This window comes from Limosilactobacillus viscerum (assembly GCF_947387525.1).
In the GTDB taxonomy this organism is placed as follows: domain Bacteria; phylum Bacillota; class Bacilli; order Lactobacillales; family Lactobacillaceae; genus Limosilactobacillus; species Limosilactobacillus viscerum.
The window spans coordinates 1-25,157 of record NZ_CANDNW010000027.1; the positions used below are offsets into that span (position 1 = coordinate 1).

23 protein-coding genes are annotated in these 25,157 nt (G+C 42.8%); 6 read left to right on the top strand and 17 right to left on the bottom strand.

Annotation, left to right across the window (positions count from 1 at the left end; all coding sequences use genetic code 11):
• Positions 1-540: 540 nt before the first annotated feature.
• The gene (locus QOS07_RS07535; protein WP_283588358.1) at positions 541-1,953 is read right to left on the bottom strand and encodes a DHA2 family efflux MFS transporter permease subunit; all 1,413 of its coding nucleotides are present in this window, start codon (positions 1,951-1,953) and stop codon (positions 541-543) included.
• Between the two features lie 276 nt (positions 1,954-2,229).
• On the opposite strand from QOS07_RS07535, the gene QOS07_RS07540 reads away from it, so the two are divergent.
• Entirely contained in the window at positions 2,230-2,703 is a 474-nt protein-coding gene (locus QOS07_RS07540; protein WP_408613352.1) for a L,D-transpeptidase, read from the top strand.
• Here the strand turns inward: QOS07_RS07540 and QOS07_RS07545 are convergent.
• Together QOS07_RS07545 and QOS07_RS07550 are read right to left on the bottom strand one after the other, a co-directional pair.
• Positions 2,693-2,938 (bottom strand): glutaredoxin domain-containing protein, encoded by a 246-nt coding sequence (locus QOS07_RS07545; RefSeq protein WP_283588360.1) that lies wholly within the window; start codon positions 2,936-2,938, stop codon positions 2,693-2,695. The genes QOS07_RS07540 and QOS07_RS07545 overlap by 11 nt on opposite strands.
• Before the next feature lie 87 nt (positions 2,939-3,025).
• Positions 3,026-3,511 (bottom strand): nitroreductase family protein, encoded by a 486-nt coding sequence (locus tag QOS07_RS07550; protein WP_283588361.1) that lies wholly within the window; start codon positions 3,509-3,511, stop codon positions 3,026-3,028.
• A 426-nt stretch (positions 3,512-3,937) separates the two neighbouring features.
• Between QOS07_RS07550 and QOS07_RS07555 the strand changes: the two genes are divergently transcribed.
• Positions 3,938-5,341, top strand: a complete 1,404-nt coding sequence (locus tag QOS07_RS07555) for a Na+/H+ antiporter NhaC family protein (protein ID WP_283588362.1) — start codon at positions 3,938-3,940, stop codon at positions 5,339-5,341.
• Between the two features lie 133 nt (positions 5,342-5,474).
• Here the strand turns inward: QOS07_RS07555 and QOS07_RS07560 are convergent, their stop codons facing one another.
• Positions 5,475-5,684 (bottom strand): hypothetical protein, encoded by a 210-nt coding sequence (locus QOS07_RS07560; protein WP_283588363.1) that lies wholly within the window; start codon positions 5,682-5,684, stop codon positions 5,475-5,477.
• Between the two features lie 180 nt (positions 5,685-5,864).
• Between QOS07_RS07560 and QOS07_RS07565 the strand changes: the two genes are divergently transcribed.
• The gene (locus QOS07_RS07565) at positions 5,865-6,140 is read left to right on the top strand and encodes a hypothetical protein (RefSeq protein ID WP_283588364.1); all 276 of its coding nucleotides are present in this window, start codon (positions 5,865-5,867) and stop codon (positions 6,138-6,140) included.
• Positions 6,141-6,223: 83 nt separating this feature from the next.
• Here the strand turns inward: QOS07_RS07565 and preA are convergent, their stop codons facing one another.
• The 6 genes from preA to QOS07_RS07595 all read right to left on the bottom strand — a co-directional run bounded on the left by preA (position 6,224) and on the right by QOS07_RS07595 (position 12,944).
• The gene (gene preA, locus QOS07_RS07570) at positions 6,224-7,513 is read right to left on the bottom strand and encodes an NAD-dependent dihydropyrimidine dehydrogenase subunit PreA (RefSeq protein WP_283588365.1); all 1,290 of its coding nucleotides are present in this window, start codon (positions 7,511-7,513) and stop codon (positions 6,224-6,226) included.
• Entirely contained in the window at positions 7,506-8,747 is a 1,242-nt protein-coding gene (locus QOS07_RS07575) for an FAD-dependent oxidoreductase (RefSeq protein ID WP_283588366.1), read from the bottom strand. Before QOS07_RS07575 ends, preA begins: the two co-directional genes overlap by 8 nt.
• Before the next feature lie 463 nt (positions 8,748-9,210).
• Complete coding sequence (locus tag QOS07_RS07580; protein ID WP_283588367.1) at positions 9,211-10,065, bottom strand: alpha/beta fold hydrolase; 855 nt, start codon at positions 10,063-10,065, stop codon at positions 9,211-9,213.
• A gap of 760 nt (positions 10,066-10,825) precedes the next feature.
• Positions 10,826-11,344: a GNAT family N-acetyltransferase gene (locus QOS07_RS07585; protein WP_283588368.1), complete on the bottom strand. Its 519-nt coding sequence runs from the start codon at positions 11,342-11,344 to the stop codon at positions 10,826-10,828.
• A gap of 81 nt (positions 11,345-11,425) precedes the next feature.
• Positions 11,426-12,700: a hypothetical protein gene (locus QOS07_RS07590; RefSeq protein ID WP_283588369.1), complete on the bottom strand. Its 1,275-nt coding sequence runs from the start codon at positions 12,698-12,700 to the stop codon at positions 11,426-11,428.
• Between the two features lie 13 nt (positions 12,701-12,713).
• Positions 12,714-12,944: a hypothetical protein gene (locus tag QOS07_RS07595; protein WP_283588370.1), complete on the bottom strand. Its 231-nt coding sequence runs from the start codon at positions 12,942-12,944 to the stop codon at positions 12,714-12,716.
• Positions 12,945-13,037: 93 nt separating this feature from the next.
• Between QOS07_RS07595 and QOS07_RS07600 the strand changes: the two genes are divergently transcribed.
• Complete coding sequence (locus tag QOS07_RS07600; RefSeq protein WP_283588371.1) at positions 13,038-13,310, top strand: hypothetical protein; 273 nt, start codon at positions 13,038-13,040, stop codon at positions 13,308-13,310.
• 104 nt (positions 13,311-13,414) lie between these two features.
• On the opposite strand, the gene QOS07_RS07605 is transcribed toward QOS07_RS07600, so the two are convergent.
• Together QOS07_RS07605 and QOS07_RS07610 are read right to left on the bottom strand one after the other, a co-directional pair.
• Positions 13,415-15,154: an LPXTG cell wall anchor domain-containing protein gene (locus QOS07_RS07605; RefSeq protein ID WP_283588372.1), complete on the bottom strand. Its 1,740-nt coding sequence runs from the start codon at positions 15,152-15,154 to the stop codon at positions 13,415-13,417.
• The gene (locus tag QOS07_RS07610) at positions 15,151-15,708 is read right to left on the bottom strand and encodes a YSIRK-type signal peptide-containing protein (protein ID WP_283588373.1); all 558 of its coding nucleotides are present in this window, start codon (positions 15,706-15,708) and stop codon (positions 15,151-15,153) included. The genes QOS07_RS07605 and QOS07_RS07610 overlap by 4 nt, the downstream gene beginning before the upstream one ends.
• Before the next feature lie 546 nt (positions 15,709-16,254).
• Between QOS07_RS07610 and QOS07_RS07615 the strand changes: the two genes are divergently transcribed.
• Positions 16,255-17,346: an FRG domain-containing protein gene (locus QOS07_RS07615; RefSeq protein ID WP_283588374.1), complete on the top strand. Its 1,092-nt coding sequence runs from the start codon at positions 16,255-16,257 to the stop codon at positions 17,344-17,346.
• Positions 17,347-17,482: 136 nt separating this feature from the next.
• On the opposite strand, the gene QOS07_RS07620 is transcribed toward QOS07_RS07615, so the two are convergent.
• From QOS07_RS07620 to menB, 3 genes are read right to left on the bottom strand one after another with little or no spacing between them, the layout of a single operon-like run.
• A complete protein-coding gene (locus QOS07_RS07620; RefSeq protein ID WP_283588375.1) occupies positions 17,483-18,667 on the bottom strand; it encodes an MFS transporter in 1,185 nt (394 codons plus the stop codon).
• Positions 18,668-18,691: 24 nt separating this feature from the next.
• Positions 18,692-20,110 (bottom strand): o-succinylbenzoate--CoA ligase, encoded by a 1,419-nt coding sequence (locus QOS07_RS07625; protein WP_283588376.1) that lies wholly within the window; start codon positions 20,108-20,110, stop codon positions 18,692-18,694.
• 11 nt (positions 20,111-20,121) lie between these two features.
• Complete coding sequence (menB, locus tag QOS07_RS07630) at positions 20,122-20,943, bottom strand: 1,4-dihydroxy-2-naphthoyl-CoA synthase (protein ID WP_283588377.1); 822 nt, start codon at positions 20,941-20,943, stop codon at positions 20,122-20,124.
• Between the two features lie 35 nt (positions 20,944-20,978).
• On the opposite strand from menB, the gene QOS07_RS07635 reads away from it, so the two are divergent.
• Positions 20,979-21,356: a PaaI family thioesterase gene (locus tag QOS07_RS07635; protein WP_283588378.1), complete on the top strand. Its 378-nt coding sequence runs from the start codon at positions 20,979-20,981 to the stop codon at positions 21,354-21,356.
• A gap of 637 nt (positions 21,357-21,993) precedes the next feature.
• On the opposite strand, the gene QOS07_RS07640 is transcribed toward QOS07_RS07635, so the two are convergent.
• Complete coding sequence (locus QOS07_RS07640; protein ID WP_326521331.1) at positions 21,994-22,956, bottom strand: Fic family protein; 963 nt, start codon at positions 22,954-22,956, stop codon at positions 21,994-21,996.
• Between the two features lie 141 nt (positions 22,957-23,097).
• Positions 23,098-25,157, bottom strand: a 2,060-nt coding sequence (locus tag QOS07_RS07645) for a mucin-binding protein (RefSeq protein ID WP_283588379.1), incomplete at its 5' end; no start/stop codon positions are given.

Genomic DNA, 25,157 nt, shown 5'->3' on the forward strand with positions numbered 1-25,157 from the left:
AAAATATAAGAACTTGAATAGCTCTATTTCAAATTAATTAAGCGAATTGACTTCGCAAATGTTTTTGCTCCAATCACTGAAGTGATCGAAGGCCCTACACATTTGATTCGTCGAAACTTTGTTCAGTTTTCAAAGGTCTACCTTGCTGATTAAGCAGCGCCTAACCAACAATTTTATTATATCATCTGATCGTCAGGAAGTCAACAACTAATTTCATTTAATTAATTGCCGCTCCGTAACAAGTCAGCTTATTTATAATATCATCTCACCAATAACTCGTCAACAATTATTTGCAATCTTTTTTTATTTTATTTTCAGGCCACGCAGTAGCAAGCATTTCAACGTTATCTTTCAGTTGAGTGCCAACCAACAATAAATGTTTTGCTCTTCATCTAGTCTTAAAAACTAGTTCTCAAGGAACTACATTCAGAAGATTGTGAATTTTACTGAATGGCAAATAAAAAAGTAGATAGCTGTTTGTGAGACAACAGTTATCTACTTTAAGTTAAATGGTCCCCAATTGCAAGGGGTAATTTTAATTTATTCCAGATCCTTACTCTTCGCCTTATCCTGCATCATCAGTGTGAGGATAAACCCAATGACAACCAGTACGATTGTAAAGTAAAATCCGTAGTGCGCACCGTTAGTAAACCGGGCTGCCGCTGAACCGGTACCGACATTACGACCCAGTTCAAGGAAGCTGGTTGCTAAAGCCGTGGCTAATGCACCGATTACTTGTTGCATAGTGTTCAAGATAGTACTACCATCCCCCGACTGCATCCCTGGTAAAGCATTCAAGGCACTCGTTTGTGATGGTGACATTGCTAATGGGCAACCAATCATCAAAATAACATGTGCTGCGATAATGTAGGCAACAGATGAATGAGGCGTCGCAACAGCAAGCATAATTGCACCAACCAGGGCAATCAAGAATCCACACATTGCAGGCCGTTTTGCACCAACATTGTCATATAAACGACCAGCCACTGCAGAAGTCAAAGCGTTGACAACCCCACCAGGAAGCATAATGATCCCGGTTAAAGCAACAGGTAATAGCAGCCCGTTTTGAATATACATTGGTAACAGGTACATTGCGGATAAAATGATCCCAAAGTCCAGCATCACTAGGCAGGCACCGATTGCAAATGCCCGGTTCTTAAAGACGCGTAAGTTCAAAATTGGTTCATCAAGGTTCAATTGACGGTGGATATATAGTAGTAATACCACAATCCCGATGATTAATGCACAGAGTACCGGTACTGATAACCAGCCATCACGGCTTGAAAGTGAAGCACCAATTACTAACCCTGAACAACCAATTGCGGATTCAAGGATTGATAATACATCAACATGTGGACGGGTTAAGTTACCTACGTTTTCCAATGAGGTTAACGCAAAAATCAAAGCAATCAATAAGAATGGAACAAACAACCAGAAGATACAGTTCCATGATAACTTGGCAAGAATTAAACCAGTTAATGTTGGCCCAATTGCAGGAGCAAACATAATCACCAGCGCACAGACTCCCATTACGGCACCGATCTTTTGTGGTGGGAAAATCTGCATAACCACCGCGAACATCAGTGGCAAAATCAAACCAGTCCCAATCCCCTGGATCATCCGTCCAACCAGAACAACTGGGAACGTACTACCTAAAGCGGAAATAATTGCACCTACGATAAAGTCACTCAGGGCAAACGTAATAATTTGCCGGGTAGTAAACCATTTGGAAATTAAGCTTGATAATGGTAAAACAATTCCAATAATCAACATGTATCCAGTAACTAACCACTGAATAGTGGCAGTATTTACTTGCAAGGCCGCCATTAATTTTGGTAACGCAATGTTCAATGAAGTTTCACTAAACATCCCGACGAACGCCCCCAGTAGCATACTAACCATTGCTAATTTGGGGTGACGGACTTGTTGCCGTGCTTGTGGCATTTCTTCCATATAGTTAAACACTCCTTTTAATCAATTCTTTTTTTCACAAGTGGTTACTCTACCAGAGTGAATTAATTTTCGTAAGTATTTTATCCTATTCATTATTTTATTAAGTATATATCTTAATAAAATTAAGTGAGCTCAACCTGGAAGAAAAGCTTATAATAGTAATAATGTTTTTATTGCGAGGAATATTTAATGAAGAAATTTATTAAAGGAATATTGTTATTGATAGGTTCAATAGTCATTACCTCAACCATCCCCTACCATGCCGATGCCAGTCATATGCGAACGCCAATCGACTGGCAAAAATCATCGGAAACAGTTGCCTACCCGGACTTGCAAAAGGTGCCAAACTTATGGGTCAAGGTTAGTCTCAAACACAACCGCACTTACATCTATAGTGGGCAAAAATTAATCTACACCATGTACAGTACTGCTGGCAGATTTCAAAAAGATCCCGCCAGCGGAAAGTATAAGAGTGTTACGCCCACGGGAACCTATGCTACCCGTGACACCCGCGGTGATTGGGTATATAACCCCAATCTGAAGTTGGGAGCAAATTACTATGTTTCGTGGAATGGCAACTACCTATTCCACACCGTTGTAACCGGTCCTAACCACCAATACATTAAATCAGAAGCAAAAAAGCTCGGCAAAAAGCCAAGCTCTCCAGGATGTGTTTGTCTTTCAGTCCCCGATGCCAAATGGTTAGAACACGGGCTACCGGCAGGGACTAAGGTTGTCGTTACGAATTAAATAACTGTTTAATCCGGTCGGGGCGAAACCCCGTCCACCCGGTTACATTACCATCTTCTCCCGTTACCATCACAATCGGCACGCTAGAATAGCCAAGTTTGCGTAAGGCAACTACTGCTTCGGGATCCGCTGAGATATCTATTTCTTGGTACTTGACGCCCAACTCATCAAGCAACCTCTCCGTCATCCGGCATCCTGGACAAAATTGTTTCGTAAAAATTCTTACTGTTGACATATTATCTCTTCACTCTAGTAAAGAGGCCATAACAGAGCCCGATTCTGTTGCGGTCTCTTATTTTATTTAGTTCCATACCTACCTTTTTTAATTTCTAACCACCTTGTACCGGTTAGAACGGTCAGGGGCTGGTGATTCTTCAGCGGCCTTACCAACGGCAACAATTACGGTTAATTGGTACCCATCATCAACACCGATTTGCTTCAATAGGTCCGGATGACCATTAACTGCCAAGGCACCGCTCATTACATATACCGAGCCAAGGCCAAGCGCGGCAGCTTGCACCATTACGTTTTCTGCCGCTGCTGATGCATCCCGCTCGCCAAATTGGCTATCCTTCTTCGTGGCAATTGCAAATAAGAGCGGCGCACCGTAGCAAGCGTTATTGCTGGCATCTTCAACCGCGTCTCGTAACTTAGGGTCAGTAATAACCGCACCCTCCATGTCCGCAACCTGGTGCATCCCACACGGTGCTGCTTCAAACGCCGCTACTAACTGATCAACGTCTGCCACTGCCACCGCTGTTGGTTGATATTTCCGCACTGCATACCGCTTCAAAATTGGATTTTCCATTATTAAAGGCCCCTTTCGATTATTCTTCCTACATTATATAACATCTAAAATCGGTATTACTCTCGTAAAAAAAATATAAAATTAGAGATTGACAAATTAAAATGAGAATGTTTTAATAATAGCAACATCAAACGAAAGGAACGAATGATAATGACTCAACACTCATTAAATACAACCGTAATGTATTATTACAGCGATGCTTATTCAAGTTAATGTCTGTACCTCTTAGGTGCGGACAGAGGCGTTCGCACCTAAGCAGAGCTGTATTTAGTGAGTCCTTTGCTAGGTGTCAAACAATCTAGTAAAGGTGTTAGCTTTTTTGTTGAGCAGTTATTCTTCCATAAATAAGGGGAACACCAACTAGGTTGAGCAATGTCTCATGTCTAGTTGGTGTTTTTTGTTTTTCTCACAGGGAGTGAAATCATTATGAGTATTTTTAAGAAATCTTCTAATAAACCTGAACCGGTCTTTGGTTTTGGTGAAAGTCTAGCCGTTTTGTTTGTCATCCTATGTATCCTTGGTTACCTGATCATTTTTGAAAAGCAGGAACCACAAGCACCGCTATTTATCGCCTTCACCTTCCTGGCTGTTTACGGGAAGCTGCGGGGCTTTAAGTGGGACACCGTTATGAACGGGATGCGTGAGGGGCTCCGTGCTGGGGTTGACCCACTGGTAATCTTCCTCTCCATCGGGGTCTTGATTGCCACCTGGATTTTCTCCGGAACCATTCCTACCATCATGTACTTTGGTTTCAAGATCATCTCAGTCAAGTTCTTCCTGCCAACGGTCTTCATTGTCTGTACCCTAGTTGGGGTAGCTTGTGGTAGTTCATTTACTACCGTTTCAACAATGGGGATTGCCTTCATTGGGATTGGTGCTACCTTGAAAATCAACCCTGGACTAACTGCAGGGGTAATTGTCTCCGGTGCCTTCTGTGGATCTAACATTTCACCACTCTCTGGTACCACCAACTTGGCGGCCAGTGTCGGTCAAATCAGCATCTACGAACACATCCGTTCACTGTTAATTACTGATATCCCCGCTTGGGCAATCTGCGTTGTCCTCTACACTGTTCTTGGTCTCAATTCGAAGCAAGTTAGTCTGAATGCCGTTCACCAAATGATGCATGGTTTAGCCAATGGATTCTGGATCTCCGGTTGGGCTTTATTACCAGTCCTGCTGCTGATCGTACTGGCCATTCTCCAAGTACCTGCTATTCCTTCCCTAGGGCTCGGTTCACTCTTCGCTGCCGCCCTCGGTTGGATCCACGCACCTGCTACCAGTATCACCTCAATTACTAAGACTATTATGATGGGTTACGTTTCCCATACCGGTGATAAAACAATCGATACCCTGCTTTCCAAGGGTGGGATTTCAAGTATGCTTACTTCACTGGCTCTGATTGTCTTTGCCCTCGCCCTTGGTGGTCTCTTGATCAAGTTCAACATTATCAACGCCATCATTGAACACTTGTCCGGAATTGTTAAGAGTGCTGGCCGGGTTACCCTTGCCACCGCCATCACTTGTATCGGGGTTAACCTGATGGTCGGTGAACACTACCTTGCCATCATCCTGCCGGGTCAATCCTTCCTCAAGTCCTTTGACAAGCTGGGCTTGAAGCGAAAATTCCTTACTCGAATCCTGAATGATGCCGGGGCCGCGGTCAACGCAATTGTTCCTTGGAGTGTTTCCGGAGTCTTCATCGCTGGGGCTCTGCAGATTAACCCACTGAAGTTTATCCCATGGGCATTCTTCCCATTCCTGGTAACACTTCTTACCATTATCGTCGGTTTCTGCTTGAAGCCTAATAAACAAAAAGCAACCGCCTAAACTTAAATTGGCCGCTAGCATTTGACTTACCAAACGCTAGCGGCCGTTTATTTTCCCTCTTTAAAATATTAAAGGCACTTTCAGGCAACCACCCGAAAATGCCAGTTAGATAACAATTGTTATGTGTGACAAATTAAACATCTAGCTTCTTGCCATATTCATCGTTGATGGTATCAACAACATCCTTTACAGTCATGTCGTCTTGAACGATTGTGTCACCGTCGCGAAGCGTGTACTTTATGTCGTCGCTCAAGTTGCTAAAATCAACATCGTTACCTTTTGCATCAACAAAATTGAACTTCGAGTTTTGGAAGTTCTTAAGAGCATCTTCATCAATCTTCATGATTATGCTTCCTTTCACCTTCTATTATAGTCATTTTTCAGAAAGTGAACGCATTAATTTAAAATAATTTTAGATAAACCGCTTACAGTTAATAAAAGCATCCTAAAACAGTGCTAAGCCAGTTTAAATGAAATATAATGAAGGTAGCGAAAAGCTATTAACATAAAGAAGGGAATTCATATGTCATTAATGCAAAATACGCAAAACATTAGTAAGACGGATGAACAGGTTTACTTGATTACCCTGGTACGGCAAAGTGCTGACCGGCCAATGTACCTGGACAGCATGATCTACAAGACAGCCGCTGCTGGTCAAAAATTCATGGCTAACTTGGCTGATGCCTTCGCTAAGGCCGGTTACCGCGAAGACAAGGTCAGCGCCGACCACTATGAACTTAACAACGGGCTCGACAAGATCAAGCTGACTGGTTCAAATCAAAGTATCTTCAAGGCCTAAGCCAACCTGGATAAACAACTTAACTTAACAAAAAAATCCGCAATTTCCGTGCATGGAGAAATTGCGGATTTTTTTGATCTCACTTACTTTGTAGTACTCTCATCATAATTAGGCAGCTGGAATGATGACGCATCGATCTTATCGGGTTCACCCTTACGACCCGGCTTCATCTTAGCAATCCCTAGTTTGATTGCACCAACTGGGCAAACTAGCGCACAGAGTTGGCAACCTACACACTTGCTGGAGTCAAAGACTGGCCGCCGCTTTTCATCGTCCCAGCCCATTGCTTGGTGAGCACCATCTTGACAAGAAATGAAGCACCGACCACAACCGATACACTTGTCCCAGTCAATCTTAGGGTAAACCACGTAGTCCCGGTCAAGCTTGTTGGTTGGCACAATGTTCTTAGTTGCCAGGCCAACCAGGTCCTTCAAGTGGTCAACGCCCTGTTCATCCATGTAGTGCATCAGGCCATTAGTCAAATCTTCGATGATCCGGTAGCCGTACTGCATAATGGCGGTCGTGACCTGGACAGTTGAAGCACCAAGAAGGATGTATTCAGCTGCATCCTCCCAGGTTTCAATTCCACCAATCCCGGCAACTGGAACTTGTTCTAGCCCCGCTGCTGACCGGATTTGTTGCAAGAAGCGGAGGGCAATTGGTTTAACAGCTTTTCCGGATAAACCAGAAACGGCTGACTTACCATTGATGTTTGGCAAGGCAATCTTGTTATCAAGGTCAACATCACTTACTGATTTAACGGTGTTAATCAGGGATACACCATCGGCACCGCCTTCTAAGCAGGCCTTAACAACCGGAATCATAGTGGTGATATTTGGCGTCATCTTAGCCATTACTGGGAGGTTAGTCCCCTTCTTAACCGCTGCACAATCCTTTTTACATAATTCAGGGTTAGTACCAACATCAGAACCCATAGTGTGGGAAGTCATCTGTGGACACGAGAAGTTTAATTCGATCATGTCGGCACCGGCGTCAGTAACCAGCTTAGCTAGGTCGGTCCAGTCCTGCGGCGTTTCACCCATGATGGAAGCAATCAGCACCTTGTTAGGGTATTCCTTCTTTAGGCGCCGCATATCATTCAGGTCTTGAACCATTGGGTGCTCGGCCAACTGTTCCATGTTCTTAAAGCCGACAAATGGCGTCCCTTCCTTGCTTAACTGGGCAAACCGAGGCGATACTTCGTCAATGATAAAGTGGTCTGGTGACAGGGTCTTATAGACAATCCCACCCCAGCCAGCATCATAGGCGTTTTTACACATTTCATAGCAGTTGCCAACCGGCGAAGATGACAAGCAGAACGGGTTTTCAAAGTGAACCCCTAAAAAGTCAATTGATAGATCCTTCTTAATCATTATCTTGTCCCCCTAACACACGATCGATTTCTTCGGCAACTTCTTTCCCCTTTTGAACAGCAACCACCACGGTTTTATCACCATCCACAAGATCACCAGTTGCAAATACTTGGGGATCCTTAGTGTGGAACCGGGCTTCCCGGAACGGAATTTCGTTGTGCTGGATATCAATGTCCAGTCCGTCCGCATTTACCTTTTGGCCAACGGCAAGGATAATCTTATCAACGGTAATGGTCATCTCACTGTTAATCTTGCGGTGCTTAAAGGTTACCTTATTTTGGGTAACACCAGTTGGTACGTAACCGTCCACGATGGTAACCCCTTCACGCTGGGCACCGGCTAGTTCCTTCTTGGAGGCTTTAAATTCGGAAAATTCTTCGTAAACCATGTCGGTAACGTGGTGGACGCCGAGCTTCTTCAGGGTCGTGTCAACATCCATGGCGACATCCCCGCCACCGATAACCAGCACGTTGTCAGGCAGGTCATCAAGATGGCCCTTGCTTTCCTTAGCCCGGGCCAGAAAGGAAATAGCAGATTCCGTACAAATGTTGTGCTCAAACATTGGAATAGTCTTTGCTTCGCTAGCACCAATAGCAACAATAACGGCATTGTACTTGGACTTCAGTTCGTCCATGGTAATGTCCTTCCCAACAGCAGTATTGCACTTGATGTTGGCACCGAGGTTGATAATCCGTTGAACTTCATACTCAACAATTGCTTCTGGCAAACGGTATTCGGGGATCCCGTAAGTCAGATAACCACCAGCCTTGGCGTTCTTCTCATAGATGTCAACGGCGTACCCCTTTTGCAGGAGGGTTGTTGCGGCTTGGAGGCCAGCGGGACCACTACCGATGATGGCAATGCTCATGCCATTAGGCTTGCCGGCGTGGAGGATCTGCATGTTCGTCTTCCGTTCCATATCGGTAACGTAGCGTTGGATCCCACCAATATCAATTGGGCCGTCAATTTTTGCCCGTGTACATGCACTTTCACAGTAACGTTCCGTTGGACAAACCCGCGCGCAGATCGCACCGAGGGCGTTGTTTTCGCGGATGGTTTCAGCGGCACCCTTTACGTTACGGAAACGGACGCTACGGATAAACTTTGCTGGGTTGGTGTGTGCTGGGCAGGCCTTAGAACAAGGTGCGTCCTCACACAGCAGGCAGCGAGCAGCTTCTTGCATTACCGTTGTCATCGTGTAACCCTTTGATTCAGTTTCATATTTTGAAGTCATTGAAATTTCCTCCTCTAAGTCACAACTTCTGATTTAGGAGTTCGTGAAATTCATCACTTGGTTTGTTACTATCATAGTAGCTCCAACGACGATTGGCAATGCAATACTATAAATTCATTTTTATTCTAAATACCGGCAGAATAATATATTATAAAAGAATGACTTTCTTATATATTTTTGGAATATCATCCTTAGCAACAAAAGGGGCGCTTATGTTACGGTCACTCGTTAATTTAACTTCATCCGAGTTATCTTTAATAAGTATTTTTCTCGTTTGGTTAAATTTGATGAACTGATTCCGAGAAATGGCCTGACATAGATGTTTGGAGAAGTAGAGACCGTAAAGACGTAAATGACCCGTATCCCAGAGTTCAAAATCAACTTCTGGGGTACGGGTCACTTTGACGGGCTCTGAACCTCATTTGTGTACCGTATTGTTCACTTTGATATAGATGGATTTATATCATAGGTTGTTTGTGTTAGCGAAGGTTTTTAAAATCAGTTGACCAATTTCTTTCCAGTGAGTTTCTAGGACAAAGTGACCGCCATCTAACAAATGAATTTCCGCATTCGGGTCGTCTTTTTTAAAGGCTTCTGCGCCAGGATAAATAAAGCTAGGATCATTTTTACCCCAGACGGCTAATAATTTTGGCTGGTATTGCCTTAAATATGCTTGGTATTTCGGATAATTTGCCACATTATTTTGGTAGTCAAAAATTAGATCAGATTGTCGTTCAGCATAATCTGAACTTTCAGTGTAATGAATATCCAGAGTATAACCATCAGGACCTACCGAACCAGTTTTTTCACCAGTCATATATTGGTCCTTAATTGTTTCAGGAGCAAACGCTACTTTATACTTTTCCCGTAATTCTTTTGTTGGGTGGGCCCAGTACTGTTTACGGTCCTCCCACTTAGTACCAAGCCCTTCTTGATAAACATTCTCATTTTGACTAACAATTCCTTGAATTTGATCAGGATGTCGAACAGCTAAATTAAAGCCAATTGGGGCACCATAATCAAAAACATACATATAAAACTTAGTAATATTCAGCTTATTTAATAAATTTTCCACGTAGTTTGTTAAGTTTTCAAATGAGTAATTGAACTTAGTATGTTCAGGTGCTGCAGATTGCCCAAAGCCAACATAGTCAGGGGCAATTATATGGAAGTCATTCTCTAATATTGGTATTAAATTTCTAAACATATGACTAGCACTTGGGAAGCCATGCAGAAGTAAGAATACTGGCTTATCTACGGAGCCAGCTTCTCGGTAAAATATATTTAAGCCGTTAATATTTTCGTTTTTAAATTGCATTAAGTTTTACCTTCCTATCACTATTGTATTATACGCTCAATATTCCTGTATTTAATAAAGTAGTGTCCAATTATTCTGTTCGTTTAATTGAACAATTTAGCTTCATATGGGTTATCTTTGATAAGTATCTTTCTCGTTTGGTTAAATTCGATGAACTGATTCCACCAAAATTGTACCTGATCTTTCATACCTAATTGTTTCAAGGTTTTATTTATGAAAATTCTTTGAATTCCATTTCCGAAGCATTACGCAGCATATTTAGGTCAGGATAACTGTTTCCTTGATACTAATTAGAAAAGATCTACTGGGCAACATATAACTGCCCTCCTATTTTTCTTGAGTAAAGCCGAGTTCTTTAATTCGGTTATTAAATCCCATATTTATCCCTTCTTTTTTTAGAACTAAGAATATTATTTAGTTAATTGAAATCTAGTAATAGTACTTTGTATTATTGATATATCAACAACTTATCATGATATAATAAATAGGTCGTTCGTCCCCTTGTCGTGATGGAGAGGGGGGTGATTGTCATGCATCTTTTTGACGACTTATTCTCGCTCGTTAATGCGCTCTTAGTAGCATTATTTGGTTGGTGGCTTAACAACCACAATAAGTAACGAGTAATCGAACGGCAAGAAGCCCACAATAAAAACCCCTCAGCAAATTGGAACCTAACTGAGGGGTTTTTGTGTTGTTAAATGCCATGCACCTAACGACTTATTCTCTACGTAAATTATAACATGATTTAGATTATTTTCTACTAAAATGTCCGACCGTTAAACCAGTTAAAGATGCGGTCTACCTTGGTCTGATCAACCTCACTGGTATTGCTGAACATCTGGTAAGTAACATCCGCAGTCGGTGTTAACCGGTCAGTCAAGTCAAAGCCGTTTTGCCGGTAAAAATGCAGGCGTCGCTGCCGTTGGTGATTATTTGCCGCCTGGGGATCAAGTTGCTCGATATCTAAGACCACTGTTTCACCAGGATAACGACAACAGGTTGCCTGTAAGATCCGACTACCATACCCCTGCGACCTTACCTGGTCATTGACAGCAAGATAAAGCAGGTAGTGTACGTCCTGGTGGTGAATCAGGTAGGTAAAACCGACCAACTGCGAGCCATCATAAAAAGCAGTGAAGTCGGCACGCCGTGATAAACGTTTCCCCATCAGCCGGAGCCAGCTTTCCTGCTCATAGCTGGGGAACGCCCGGTAGTATAGCTGCTTCACTAACCAGTATTCCGGCAAGCGCAACGTTACTGCTTGTGTCCTTAATGTCAAATTATCCCTCCTAGTTAGGAGGTAGTTTAACAAAATAGTAATAGCAAAGATACTATACGCTATAAATTTGGTTCTTTCTTATTATTTATATTCATCATCCAGTGATGGAAGTCCAAGTGCGTTGATCTGATCAATCATCGCTTGTTTGGTGATTACATCCAGATCGTCAGTCTCGTGCAAGTATGATACTAGTTCATTCGGATCAATCGTTCCTTTTTCAAGTGCCCGTGTGACTTCGCGATCGATTTTTGTTTTACCCTCCATTAAAGCTAGAATAGATAATTTTGCAGCTGGGGCCTGGAAAGCCCTCATGTCATACCCCCGCATTACCTGTTGCGGAATGTTATAGCTTACTTCAGTCAAAACAGTAATAAATCGTTCTCGTGAAGCTTGATTACGAAAATGACGACCATTATTCTCCAAATCCTTAATCACTAAATCAAAAATTTCAATTGGTGACAAGAAAAAGTTGGCATTAAAAATGTTAATCATCTGGAACAGTGAGTAATCATGTTCAAGGCCGCTTGTTGCAATATTTAACTCATTTTTCAGGCATTCGCTATACTTTTCCAGTGCTGCCTGACCCGGTAAATACTTAAAATTGCTTAACTTCAGTAACTGCTTTTTAGCTGGTACCCGATATGCTTGCATCATTTGGCTTTCGTATAATTCATCCGTATTTTGAATATGAAGTGGTGAAGCAATCACCGGAATCCCTTCAGCACAAATTATATAGTAAGCCCGCCGATACCCGGCACCGCATTGTTTAGCAATAAAGCTTTGAAATTGGCGAGCTGTTAAATGCCGAGAAGGATTTTGCCTTACAATAATGCGAAAAGCCTGGTCGCAAGGAATCAAACCATAGGCTCGCGACATTGCAATACAATAACTGTTAAGAAGCCGTTCACAGTCAACGGAAAGCGACTCATTGCAATTCTTTAATTGCTGATTAATCTCCTTCTTGCACTTGCTTTCAACCTGCTTATCAATTAAACCGGCAGTAAATAAAAACTGGTAAAGCTTTTTTAGTGCCGTCTTAATCCCCTTAACTTCATAATAGGTAAAGCCACCAAAAAGTACTCGCTCAATTTTTAACGCATAATCGTCAAAAACCGTCAAAAGCTGCGGCGCCAAATATTCGTTTAAGTAAGCATCTAGCCGTAACTGGTGTCGTTGAATTGTTTTTGGTGCATATTTACCGCTAAGACTATCAATTAGTTCATTAATTAATGACTTATTTAGCCGACTTAGCTTGCGGAATTGACGTTCCTGTTGCCCACTCCTAATTAATTGTTTCCGATGTTGTCCAATGTAAGTTATCTGGTTAACCGTATTTACTAGTTCTTGCTTAGTCACTTTCGTTCCTCATTTACTGATCCTGGGTAGTTAAGTAGTGACGGATGTTGCGAATGCACTTGTTGAACTCCACCCACTCATTGAAGTTCATATCAACAGCACTGACTTGGTAACGGTCAGGTGGAGTTACCACCGCCATTGTTTTGCCGCCACGGGTTAAGGTTAATTTGTCACTGTCCCGACTAATGTCGTAATGGCGGCCATGCAACCAATCTTGCAGACTCTGAAAGGTATCTGTATTCATACTAAAATCACCTCATTGCTTATCATAACGCTGTTTTATTTAACGATACTAGAAAATCAGCCTACAATAAAGTTATAAGGAGGGATTTGGGTAATGGAAGCAATGTCAACAAAAGCTTTACTATCAGTAATGAAAGATGACCAAGTAGAAGTCGATCCCGCAAAGGGCGGAGAGAACACCTACGTCTTTAAAATCGACAATCGTCCCTTCGGCCATTTAGATAAGTATGGCAACCTCTACATGGATACCTTTGAGGAAACCGTTTCGCGGCCGCTCAGTCTCGGCCAGCAAACAATCAGTCGGTGGATTAACTGGGCCGTTAAGGGCTTCCGAATTAACCGCCGGCGGATTGAAAAATGGCAATAACGTTAACTTACTTTATTAAATAAAGCCTTCAATGACCATTAGCAAATGCTGCAATTCCCGCAGCACCTGTAATGTTATTGAAGTCTTTTTATATGGGTTAGGTATTACTTATCTTTCTTTCGTGCAAGACCAAGTCCAAACATTCCAAGGGCAATCCCTAGTGCAGCAATGATAATGCTGTTATGATTGCCAGTTTGTGGTAACCGTTGAGTACTGGTTGCCACCGGTTGCTGGTTATTCACCGGCTCTATCGCTGGCTTAGGAGTAACCGTAGGGGTTGATGTTGGTTCATTTGGTAGGCTTGGCTCTTCCGGTGTTGATGGTGTATCCGGTTCACTCGGTGTCGTTGGTGTTTCGGGCATCACTGGGGTATCCGGAGTGGTTGGAGTTGTCGGCGTGTCTGGAGCACTTGGGGTGTCTGGTGTCGTTGGCGTATCCGGAGTGCTTGGGGTGTCCGGCGTCGTTGGTGTCGTCGGCGTGTCTGGAGTACTTGGGGTGTCCGGCGTCGTTGGTGTCGTCGGCGTTGTCTTTCGCACAAAGTTTAAAGTAAAGTTGTGTGTCAAAACATTATCATTGTCATATTGACCGTGACTATCGCCATAGCTGCCGTAATTATAACTATCGTATTCAGCATTGTTAGCTAAATCTGAACCAGTGTAGGTTCCACTAGTCTTGTTACCATACGATGCGCCTACAAGAGTATATCCTGCCTTTTCCAGAGTCTTGATCGCATCTACTGCCTCCGCAAAAGTAATTCCTGTAGTCCCACCAGCGTTTTCCTGGTTATCACCGTTTAGTGGTAAAACCCCATGGTTACTATCCAAAGAACTAACATTATTTGGATCGGTTACGTCTGCAAAGTGCAGTTGTGCAGTATAGGCCCTACTATTACTAAACCCATTACCACCACCATTAAATACTGGTGAAACAGATGCATCTATTTTTGTCCCGACCCCTTCAAAATCACCCGAAGTAGTATTATAAGTGATCGTTGGTCCGTTCCCTGGTCTGGTCCATTCTAGTGGCATCTGCTGATCCAAAAGAGTGTCCATCTGGATAAAGAACGTGGAGTGTGGTGTAGAAGCTGTTTTATCGGTATTATCACCACTATTCTCAGCAAAATTATGAGTCTGCCCGTCCGCATCAGTTGACAACTTAACATGGTGCATGTCACTTTCATCTAAGTGAATACCGTTAACCAGCGGCGGTTCAGTATGGTCTTGCTTAGCCTTGGCCAACGCCGTTTGGTAATCATTCCACGACAAGTTACTCGTCTGACCATCATTGCCAGTAGTCGTCACTGTTAAATGATCCTTGAGGAATTGTTCAAAAGCAGTATCTTCGTAAAGAAATTGCCCAGTTGAAGGATCGGTCTTAGTAATATCACTATAAACGTCGTTAATCCCTACCCGGTCGCCATTGGATGCCACTGCATCTGGCTGGTAAACGCGGAAAACTTTGATTGTGTCTGGTAAAAGCGTTTGTCCCTTGCTGAAGCGGGCAGTAAATTCTGCTGTATCGAGTGGAGCTAGCGTCGACCCATCCGTATTGCCGGCCTTACCATAATTCCATTCGATCATGTACTGCATTAACTTACGGTCCTGGTTAGACTGAGTTGCACTCGTCCCATCAAGAATAGTACGTGTGTTATCATCATTTTTATTTACACTTTTTGTTGTGTCAGAAGCCCAACCATGTGCAATTTCATCCGATTGTACCCGATCATGGTAAGGGATAATTGTCGGTGTGAATTCGTTCGAAGCAACTGTTGTCTGATCATTGCCATTGCCACGGGCAATTGTTACGGCTAGCGTGGTTGGTGTTGGTTCACTAACCTGGTTCACATATACCGCAAAGAAAAATTAAGCTCGAATCCGGCATCCGATTCACCCGTAGTACTATTTGGCGTAACTGTAAATGAACCATCACCATTATTAACTGCAGTGAAGGCATTGTCGCCCAGAGTCCTAGTCTCACCACTAGCCCAGCCAACAACTTCCCAGTTATTAGCATCGCTATATGATACTTTAATTGGCTGTCCAGCAGTATAATGAGCATTCCTATATGTTTCCCTAATTTGGACAGTATCATTTTGGGCCATCACATTTTGCCCATTAACCGGTGTCGTGGTCCCGCCTAGTGACGCCGTAGCAGAAGCAGTTTCATCTGCTGTTGGCTCATTTGCGGGCGTTGTTGTATTACTACCAGCATCTGGTACTGTTGTTGCGTCACTGCTTGAAGCATTATTTGCCGTTGGTGTTGCATCTGCTTGCGCTGCACCAACCAGGAAAGTAGTACCTAATAAAACAGAGGCCACACCAACGGTCAACTTTCGTAAAGCAAATCGTTGCCGTTGTGGCTGCATCCGTCGGTACCTAGAAAGATTATTCTTTGACATAGAGCAGTTCCTCCCGAAAAATCTTTTTGTGCGTTCGATTATATACCTAAAAGTAAATTTTGAATAATAAATAAATGTATATTTATAAAATCCTTTTTCATGTTTATATTAATATTCTTTTCTTTATATTCATTCAAAACTAATTAGACAATATTGTGGTTTAATGCCTATTTAAAGAAGCCAATGAGTCATTTACTTCTTATAAAAAGTTCTGAGAATAAATATAAATTTTAATTTCATTTTACGTATAAAAATAGCCAATAAAGGGACTGCCGATCGTTACAAATAATCACTATTTCGTTAATTTGAATTCTCAATATTTGCTTTTTATCAAAAGTACGATTATTTAGGAAGCACAATTTGGTAGCAATTTTAAAAGGCATTCGCAGGCATAGCCTTGTCAGGTCAGTGTTTCTTTGCTTATAGTTGATAAACATAAGGCTATTAATGTCCGTATAAAAAGAAACTGCTAGTAATTCTTCCGGGGCAAGGCTAAAATTATTTAAGAGCAATTACACTAAGGTGCAGGGAAGGCAGGCTAGTTAAATGATCCATGAAATCAAAACCGTTTCAAACTATATTGAAGAGATCGAAAAGCTGATCAGTAACAAGGAACACAATTACTACTTCCGGGGGCAGGATGACGCTTTTTCAAACACCCTCCCCGCTATTTTCCGGAGCCGTAAACTGCTGGATAATGAAGATAACATGTTCAATGACTTTTTGATGACCGACCCCCAGCTTTTTGAAAAATGCCGGACAAACTTTGAACGGATGGCATTGATGGAGCACTACCACCTGCCTACCCGCCTGCTGGATGTTAGTACTAACCCGCTAATTGCCCTTTTCTTTGCAGTTAAGGGAGGTCAAGGCAACGGTGAAGTGTACGTTTATAAGGACCAGCCCAACCGAGATAAGTTAGCCAAGATGCTAAGCCACCAGGGCTGGCCTAACCTTATTGCCGAATATAACAACAAGATTGGTCTTACCTATCACAACTACTTTAAGAAAAATGCCTTTAGCAATGAAATGCAGCTGGAATCATCCCTGGCCCGCCAGTCAATGGCTGATAAAAGTTCCTTCTTCCAAACGATTAGTCGCTTCTATAAGCTCGATAATGATTACATTGCCAGCCACCATAAATTGTGGAGCAACAGCTACTTCAGCTATTTTGATGATGACGAATCAAGCCACTTTGTTGACTTTAAGCGTGATTTAGAGACGGTGCCGTTCCTCCGGTTATTCGAGGAAGCTAAACGTGATATCCCGAGTTTTGCCAATAAGTTGAACCCGTTAGAACTGATCGTGCCAAAGATTGTCACCACTAAGCGGATGAGTCGACGGATGGAAAACCAACAGGGACTATTCCTCTTCGTACCTTTCATTGGTGATGAATACGACTTCTCTGTCGATATCGATTATTCTGAAGTCGAGCACCGGGCACAGCTGGCGATCGATGTGCTAAGTCTTTATAATCCGGACAACCCCAATGAAAAGGAAAAATATATTATTCCGGTTCAGTACAAGCAATCAATCCTTGATGAGCTGGCCAAACTCGGGATTGATTACAGTTTCATCTATCCTGAAGACCATGCGAAGAAAGCTGAAATGATTAAGAGTAAGTATTTAGGGCTTTAAATAAATTAATAGGGAGATCGGTATTAAATAATTCCGGTCTCCCTATTTTTAACGTATCATTCAGTCTTTAAACGCTCTTAATGAACAAGGTAAAAGATAACAGCAAGGCTGAAAATCTTTTGCTTTTTCAAGAATTTTAATTTTTACGAATAAACAAGCAAGCAATTACCGCAACGAGGGCACTTATTACTAGCCCTAGGAAGGCAGCTGAATACGAACCAGCTAACTGGACAATCCAACCGATCAAAAGCGGACCGACAAAGCCACCTAGTTGCCCACCAAAATTAACAATTCCAATTGACGAACCATATGACTTCTCACTTAAAATTTGAGCAGTAAAACTAAAAATCCCCGTAAAGGCTAGTGACTTTACAAAGTAAATAAGAACATCAAAAGTAACAACCGCAACCAGTGAGGAAGATTTAAACAAGCCAAACATAAAGACTAACGTCAAGAATGAGGCAATTACAATCATCCACCGTTCACGATTCTTAAATAGGTGCACCATGATAAACCCAGAAATAAAGGCAGCAATACCCCCAGAAATAACTGGTAAAGGAACCAACCAAGCGAGGTTCTTCAGATTAATTCCCCGTTCTTGAAGGAAATAAACTGGCATCCAAGTTTCAAGCCCCTTAGTAATAACGTTCAGCGCCAAACCGATTACAACAAAGACCCACACACGGGAATCAATGTTTTTCCACTCAATCTTTGTCCGTTGCTGTCCGCCAAAGGAACTATTTTTAATTGGCCGCTCAACAAGGTAGTATGCCACCATGACGATTAAGCCGCCAATTCCCAGCCAAACAAAGGCATTCCGCCAACCACTACTAGCAATAATTGGCACAATAATTAACGGTGCAACCGCGGCCCCAGCATAGTTTGAGGAGATCAATGCTGATGTTGCTTGCGACTTTTCCCTCTTATCGTAGTTCTCTGAAATCCGTTTTAATGCCGCTGACGGGTACGGGCCTTCCGCAATCCCAAAAAGGAAGCGAATTACAACCAGTGCAGTTAAGGACCACGCCCATCCCGTTATCATTGTCATTACTGACCAGGCAAGTAAGGAGGTAATAATTAAAAGCTTACTGCCATAGCGATCAGTCAAGTAGCCGCCTGGAATCTGCATCAGCGTATATCCTAGGAAGAATGCACTGGCGGTTGTCCCCAATGCTGCCGCACCAACATGAAAATCTTTTCCAATATAAGCAAGCGAAATATTCATTACTGTCCGATCAGCAAATAGCAGCATGTAACCTAGGTACAGCAGTAAAAACGAACCCCACCGCTTAGCAACTACATGATTATTATATTTTTCCATAATCCAAATTTACCCCTCAAAGTTTTATGATAACTGTTGCCGTAGCAAGAATCGTTGGATCTTACCACTTGCATTTTTAGGTAATTCATCAACATAAACATACTGGCGCGGCACCTTATAATGGGCTAGATGCTGATACCCATAGTCAATGAGCTGGTCATTATTCAACTGACGGTCTGAAACGATAAATGCTACAGGTACCTGTCCCCATTCGGAACTAGTCTTGCCAACAATCGCGACTTCCTTAATCCCGGGATATTGAAGGTAAACTTGCTCTACCTCCTGTGGGAAGATATTTTCACCACCCGAAATCAACATCTCATCTAGGCGACCATCAACATATAGGTAACCATCCTGGTCAAGATGACCGACATCCCCGGTCTTATACCAGCCACCCGGTGCCATTTTAGCGGACAACTTCCCCGGTAAATTTAAATAGCCTGTAGTAAGTGCCGGGGTTTTAAGCATGATTTCACCATTTGTTGCCAGTTTTAACTGGGTCGTAAAAAGCGGTTGGCCAACTGAGCCTAATTTAGCAAGCGCATCTTGTGAGCGTAACGCAATAACTTGCGAGCAAGTTTCTGTCATCCCGTAGCACTGAACAACTGGGATTCCTTGCTCTTGGCACTTTAACAAAGTTGGACGGTCAATTGTTCCACCGCCTAAGAGCATGCACCGAAAAGCATGGTGATAACTACACCCTGTCATTGCTTGCTGCGCCACTAATTTTTTTAGCATAAATGGCACAACTGACATAATCGTTACCGGTTCGTTCACTAAAATTCGTTCAATATTCATAACCCGAAATTTATCAACTAGCCGCACGGTCATCCCATAAATCAGGCCGCGCATCAGAATTGAAAACCCACTAATATGAAAAATTGGTGCTACACAAAGCCACTCATCCTGTGAAGTTAGCCCCAAATTAAAGGCGGACGAAACTGCTGAATAAAAATGATTACCAAAAGTTTGTAGTACCCCCTTAGGCTTACCGGTCGTACCAGACGTGTACATAATGCTGGCAACACGATCATGGTTAAAGGTGGCCACCATTTTCCCATTGCCATGCGGTAACGCAAAAAATGAATTATACTTTTCAAACCGCTCATCCATTGACGGGCGCCAGAGTCGATCTTCAACCAGGCAAACCGCTAATTTGCTATCTGCTAGCTGGCGTTGCAATTCTTCATCAGCCAACCGCCAGTTTAGCCAAACAATCGTCCGACCACTACACAAAATTGCAAGGGCTAGTTCGTAGCTACGCAAGGTATTATTCGCAAGCAACCCGACTTTTTCTCCCGGGTGCAGTTCTTCCAACTGGCTAATAATTTGTTCTACCTGCTGTTTAAGTTGACCAAAAGTCAGTCGGTGCTGACCATCATCAACCGCCAAATGCTGCGGTTGCGTTGCCGCTTGCTTTAACAACCAATTTTGCGTCTCCATTGACTCACCTTCTATGGGAACTTCGGGAACTGGTCAAAGTCAGGATCACGTTTCTCATTAAATGCGTCCCGTCCTTCCTTACCTTCATCAGTTGTATAGAATAGCATCGTGGCATCCCCGCCTAGTTGTTGCAACCCGGCTAGGCCATCAGTATCAGCGTTCATTGCTGCTTTAATAAAGCGTAATGCGGTTGGTGACTTCTTCAAAATTTCGTTACACCAGTCAAGAGTAACTGATTCAACCTGGTCTAATGGAACAACCTTGTTAATCCAATTCATCTGGTATGCTTCTTCGGCACTGTAGAAGTGGTTCAAGAACCAAACTTCCTTCGCCCGCTTGTGTCCAATTACCCGGGCAAGATAACCAGAACCATAGCCAGCGTCAAAGCTCCCAACTTTAGGACCCGTCTGACCAAATTTAGCATTGTCAGCCGCAATCGTCAGGTCACAAACAAGTTGTAAAATGTTACCACCACCTACGGACCAACCTTTAACCATCGCAATTACTGGTTTTGGAATAATTCGAATCAGGTGCTGTAGGTCAAGGACGTTAAGCCGGGCAATATGGTCGGGGCCAACATAGCCACCGTTCCCGCGAACACCCTGGTCACCACCAGAAGAAAAGGCCTTGTCGCCAGCACCGGTTAGGATAATTACGCCAATTGTGCTATCATCACGGCAAATAGTAAATGCATCAATCATTTCCTGAATCGTAACCGGCGTGAATGCATTCATCTTCTGCGGACGGTTCATGGTAATCTTTGCAATCTTACCTGCCCGTTCAAAGATTATCTCAGAATATTCTTTTACTGGTTGCCAGTTTACTGTTGTCATATTAAATCTACTCCTTTGAAAGTGAGACCTTAAAAATGAACCTATTACAATATCTTGGAATTCAATCGCAATCGATTACCGCAAAAAAAGCAGTCGTTTCTGTTGAAGTAAGTGATAAATTAAAACAGCCATATGGTATTGTCCACGGCGGTATTAATACAGTCCTTGCAGAAACTGCTGCTTCCCTTGGTGCCAACAAATGGCTCATTAATCAAAAACTAAATCAAATTGCCATCGGCATCAATATTACCACAGACCACCTACTACCGGTAGCAGATGGCAAAATTAAGGCAATCGCAACCCCATTAAAGTGTGGGCATACCATCCAAACCTGGCTAGTTAAAGAATACAATCACGAAAAGTTATCTAGCACAAGTATTGTTACGCTCGCTAACCGAGAAAAGGAGCGATGATTAAGATAATACCTGACATAAACTGTTTGAAAGTAAACGATGGGGTATGGGGTTGGGCGTGCAATATTTAAAAATTTAGAGACTGCGACAAAATTCCGTTTTGCCACCGTCCCTTAATTTTAAGCCTCTTCAGTATTAATCCACTATTAGCAAACGCTCTTAAACTAGTTGAATTACTTATTAACTTTTTTGTCTAGTTTATTTATGAAAGCAAACACCAGTGTTGAGGAGGGAGATCATTTAATAATCAATTTAGTTGATTCAGATCAAAAACACTGATGCAATCATCGTTGGTACTGGTCCCTAACTGCCATAATAAGATTTTGAGTGCTTCAACTTCTTGAAATTATTTTCTAATAACATAGTGTTTTAATAAATGTAGTAAAGATATAAAAAATTGCGTACAAAAAAGAACCCTTTAACAGCAGCAACAATGCTTACTGTTAAAGGGTTCTAAACATTATATAGTGCTGACTAGAAGCTTGGAGGTTAAATTGCTCCAACCATTGAGATATCAACGATTAAGCCAATTATTTTTAACTTTGTGTGTCTAGTTGTGTGCATTTTTCAGTGCAATAATCATTTTATCGGTGCAAAACCAGCCAATTTTGCACCGATAACTTTTAAATTGCACCGATTAGTCATTAACTGTATATCGACTTGCTCTCCCTCTACCAACCAGTTTTATTATGTTCTTCTTTCGTAATTCTGCTAATACGTGCTTAATAGTACTCTCACCATACTGTGGAATTAAGTTCATCAGTTCACGCCTTGATAAAGGTTTTAAACTATTACGTAACTTAGTAAGCACTAATGATTCTGGATCTTTTTCAGTATCATTAGTGAAATCAATACGTGTATTTAGTTCACGATATGCTTGAAGAACGATGCTCAAAAAGTAATCAACATAGGGGCCATAATGATTATCATTATTACTCCAAGCAGTTCCTGAACTTGCTAATAAAGTTCGATAATATTCAGCTTTTGTTTTTTCAATCAAGCGCTCTAAACTAATATATTTTCCGACTTCAAAACCCAATTGATGTAATTCTAACAACATTAATAGCCGTGACATCCGTCCATTTCCATCTCTAAATGGGTGAATAGAAACAAAATCAAGCATAAAGGCAGCTGCTAATATTAAAGGAGGAAAAGAATTATTGGTAATTGCATTATTGTAAGCCGTGCATAAGTCTTGGACTAGTTCAGGAGTTAAGTAAGCCGGTGGTGGAGTGAATCTCGTCTCCTGATGACCATCCGGAAATGTAGTCACAATAGAATTATCAATATTTTTAAATTCACCGCCCCACGTACTTTCAGTAAAATTAAACAGTTCCTTATGGAGCGCTAGAATGTTGTTAGGTGTAATTTTAATATATTGAAAATTCTCATGAATGGTTGCTAAAACATCGCGATAACCTGAAATTTCTTCCTCGCTTCTATTTTCAGGAGTAGTTTTTTGGCTTACAAGTTTTTTTAGTCGTGCATCACTTGTGGCAATACCTTCAATTCGGTTTGATGCGTCTGTACTTTCCCCTAACTGAGATTTGATGTCTTCAGTATAGGGGGTTAGCCATATGATTAATAGACGTGTCGTTATTCACCGCTTACATAAGTTCATCCTTTAACAAGCGTTAAGTAAAAAAAGCCCCAGCTAGTCGCTTTTAAAAGCGAACTAACTGGAGCTTTCGCAGGTTACTTAGGGAGGAAACATAGTTGATTTAATTTTACTAAGCATTCATTACCGCTCTTGCTTCCGCCGTTTTAAGCCTGTTCCCATTAATCCAAGTAACGTTGCTAGGCCGGCTGCTACCAAACCAGTAGCTGATTGGTCACCAGTTTGAGGGAGTTTCTTAGCAGGGGCCTGAGAAGTAGAAGCCGCGGTTGGAGATGCTGGGGTGGCGCCTGAGGTAGGTGCTTGTGGCACTGCCGAACCTGGCGTTGTCGGTGTTGTTGGTTTCTCCGGCGTTGGCGTCATTGGCGTGTGGTAAACGACCGGAGTATCCGCCCCTGGATCTTCTGGTGTGACGGTTGGCGTTTCCGGCGTGTAGCCTGGAATCGTTGGAACCGGTTCGTCTGGTACTACCTTGGTTGGATCTGTTGGATCCGTTGGGTAGGTTGGCGTTGGCACATTAGGAATCTTATTACCGTTTGGATCGACCGGAATAATCTTACCATTTGGCGTGTAGACTACTTGGTCCGTAACGTCTGGGTGATCAGGTGTAGCGGTCAAGCCCCCGGCTGTCTTCTTATCAGCGTGGTAGCCTTGAATAACTGGCGTATTAACCTTACCAAAGGTGTGTGAACCTGTCCATGGTGTCGTACTAATCGTCTTTCCAGTTACCTTATCAACCGTGACGGTCCGGGTAAAGGCATTCTTTTCCGTTGATGTCGTTTGCGTATCTGGTTGACTACCATCACTGTAGTGGTAGGTAATCGTTTGGGTAGCGTCCCGGGTGACGTCCGTTTGATCCTTAGTGTACTTTGGTCCGTTTGGATCATTAGGATTGATTGGCGTATTTGGATCCTTTGGATCTTCTGGCGTGACCGTCGTCGTACCGTGCTTCAAGACAACAAGGTAGATCTTGCCGTTGTTGGCATCGTCAAATTCTGAGCCAACTTTGCCAGTAAAGCCATCTGATACTAAGACGTAGCCCTTAGCTTCCAATGACTTGATCGTGTCAGTCGTCGTATAGGTGATCTTATCGCCGTATTTGCCGGATAAGTCCTTAGTTTCTAGAACCGCACTGTTACTGTCTTGATCAACGTACTTAACCGTCAAAGAACCATCCTGCTTGTTGTAGACGACTTGCGTGTCCTTGCCGGGATCACTTGGCGTAACTGTTGGCGTTTCTGGCGTGTAACCAGGAATATCAGGCACTGGTTCGTCAGGCGTTACCTTGGTTGGGTCGGTTGGATCAGTTGGGTAAGTTGGATTTGGCACATTCGGAATCTTGTTGCCGTCAGGGTCAACCGGAATAATCTTGCCGTTTTCGGTGTAAGTTACTGTGTCCTCAACGTTTGGATTATCCACAGTTGCCGTCAAACCACCCGCTACCTTCTTGTCGGCGTGGTAACCGTCAACGACTGGGGTATCCTTCGTTCCGTAAGTCAAACTTTCACCAGTGGTTGTCTTACCATTAACTGTGTAAGTCCAAGGAGTGGATGAGATCGTTTCCCCAGTTACCTTATCAATCGTGACGGTCCGATCAAACTCACCCGTTTGGACATCCTTAGCCGGCGTCTTGTCGCCAGCACCCGTGTAGGTAATAGTCTGGGTTGAAGGAACATTGACCTTAGTTTGGTCTTCGTTGTACTTTGGACTGTCTGGATCGTTAGGATTAATTGGCGTATTTGGATCCTTTGGATCTTCTGGCGTTACCGTTGTCGTGGCGTGGTCGTAGTATACCTTGACATGGCTGTTTTCGGTATTGCCATCAACCGTTACTGCCTCAACAGACTCTTTATCAGGAGTCGTGTAGCCATAGTTAGTCAAGCCCGGTGATACAACCTTGCCCCAGCTGCCTGATTCAACTGTCCAATCGCCGTAGGTAACTTTACCAGTCGTCTTGTTGTTTGAAACCGTCCGGGTCAAAGTTACGTCTTGTTCAACTGATTTAGCCAAATTGCTTGGAATGGCTTCGCCTGTCTTTTTATCAAGGTACTCGATAGTCCGTTTTACGGTCTTGGATTCAGTCGTAGTTTCGACATCATCAGCATTCTTGGTGTAAGTTACTGTGTCCTCAACGTTTGGATTATCCACAGTTGCCGTCAAACCACCCGCTACCTTCTTGTCGGCGT

What these genes read in the sequence shown, in the direction of transcription:
- menB (WP_283588377.1), bottom strand. Translation starts at nt 20,943, where the DNA reads ATGACAACAGTAAACTGGCAACCAGTAAAAGAATATTCTGAGATAATC.
- QOS07_RS07560 (WP_283588363.1), bottom strand. Translation starts at nt 5,684, where the DNA reads ATGAAGATTGATGAAGATGCTCTTAAGAACTTCCAAAACTCGAAGTTC.
- preA (WP_283588365.1), bottom strand. Translation starts at nt 7,513, where the DNA reads ATGATTAAGAAGGATCTATCAATTGACTTTTTAGGGGTTCACTTTGAA.
- QOS07_RS07550 (WP_283588361.1), bottom strand. Translation starts at nt 3,511, where the DNA reads ATGGAAAATCCAATTTTGAAGCGGTATGCAGTGCGGAAATATCAACCA.
- QOS07_RS07565 (WP_283588364.1), top strand. Translation starts at nt 5,865, where the DNA reads ATGTCATTAATGCAAAATACGCAAAACATTAGTAAGACGGATGAACAG.
- QOS07_RS07625 (WP_283588376.1), bottom strand. Translation starts at nt 20,110, where the DNA reads ATGGAGACGCAAAATTGGTTGTTAAAGCAAGCGGCAACGCAACCGCAG.
- QOS07_RS07535 (WP_283588358.1), bottom strand. Translation starts at nt 1,953, where the DNA reads ATGGAAGAAATGCCACAAGCACGGCAACAAGTCCGTCACCCCAAATTA.
- QOS07_RS07575 (WP_283588366.1), bottom strand. Translation starts at nt 8,747, where the DNA reads ATGACTTCAAAATATGAAACTGAATCAAAGGGTTACACGATGACAACG.
- QOS07_RS07610 (WP_283588373.1), bottom strand. Translation starts at nt 15,708, where the DNA reads ATGTCAAAGAATAATCTTTCTAGGTACCGACGGATGCAGCCACAACGG.
- QOS07_RS07615 (WP_283588374.1), top strand. Translation starts at nt 16,255, where the DNA reads ATGATCCATGAAATCAAAACCGTTTCAAACTATATTGAAGAGATCGAA.
- QOS07_RS07580 (WP_283588367.1), bottom strand. Translation starts at nt 10,065, where the DNA reads ATGCAATTTAAAAACGAAAATATTAACGGCTTAAATATATTTTACCGA.
- QOS07_RS07545 (WP_283588360.1), bottom strand. Translation starts at nt 2,938, where the DNA reads ATGTCAACAGTAAGAATTTTTACGAAACAATTTTGTCCAGGATGCCGG.
- QOS07_RS07540 (WP_408613352.1), top strand. Translation starts at nt 2,230, where the DNA reads ATGCGAACGCCAATCGACTGGCAAAAATCATCGGAAACAGTTGCCTAC.
- QOS07_RS07635 (WP_283588378.1), top strand. Translation starts at nt 20,979, where the DNA reads ATGAACCTATTACAATATCTTGGAATTCAATCGCAATCGATTACCGCA.
- QOS07_RS07600 (WP_283588371.1), top strand. Translation starts at nt 13,038, where the DNA reads ATGGAAGCAATGTCAACAAAAGCTTTACTATCAGTAATGAAAGATGAC.
- QOS07_RS07595 (WP_283588370.1), bottom strand. Translation starts at nt 12,944, where the DNA reads ATGAATACAGATACCTTTCAGAGTCTGCAAGATTGGTTGCATGGCCGC.
- QOS07_RS07555 (WP_283588362.1), top strand. Translation starts at nt 3,938, where the DNA reads ATGAGTATTTTTAAGAAATCTTCTAATAAACCTGAACCGGTCTTTGGT.
- QOS07_RS07620 (WP_283588375.1), bottom strand. Translation starts at nt 18,667, where the DNA reads ATGGAAAAATATAATAATCATGTAGTTGCTAAGCGGTGGGGTTCGTTT.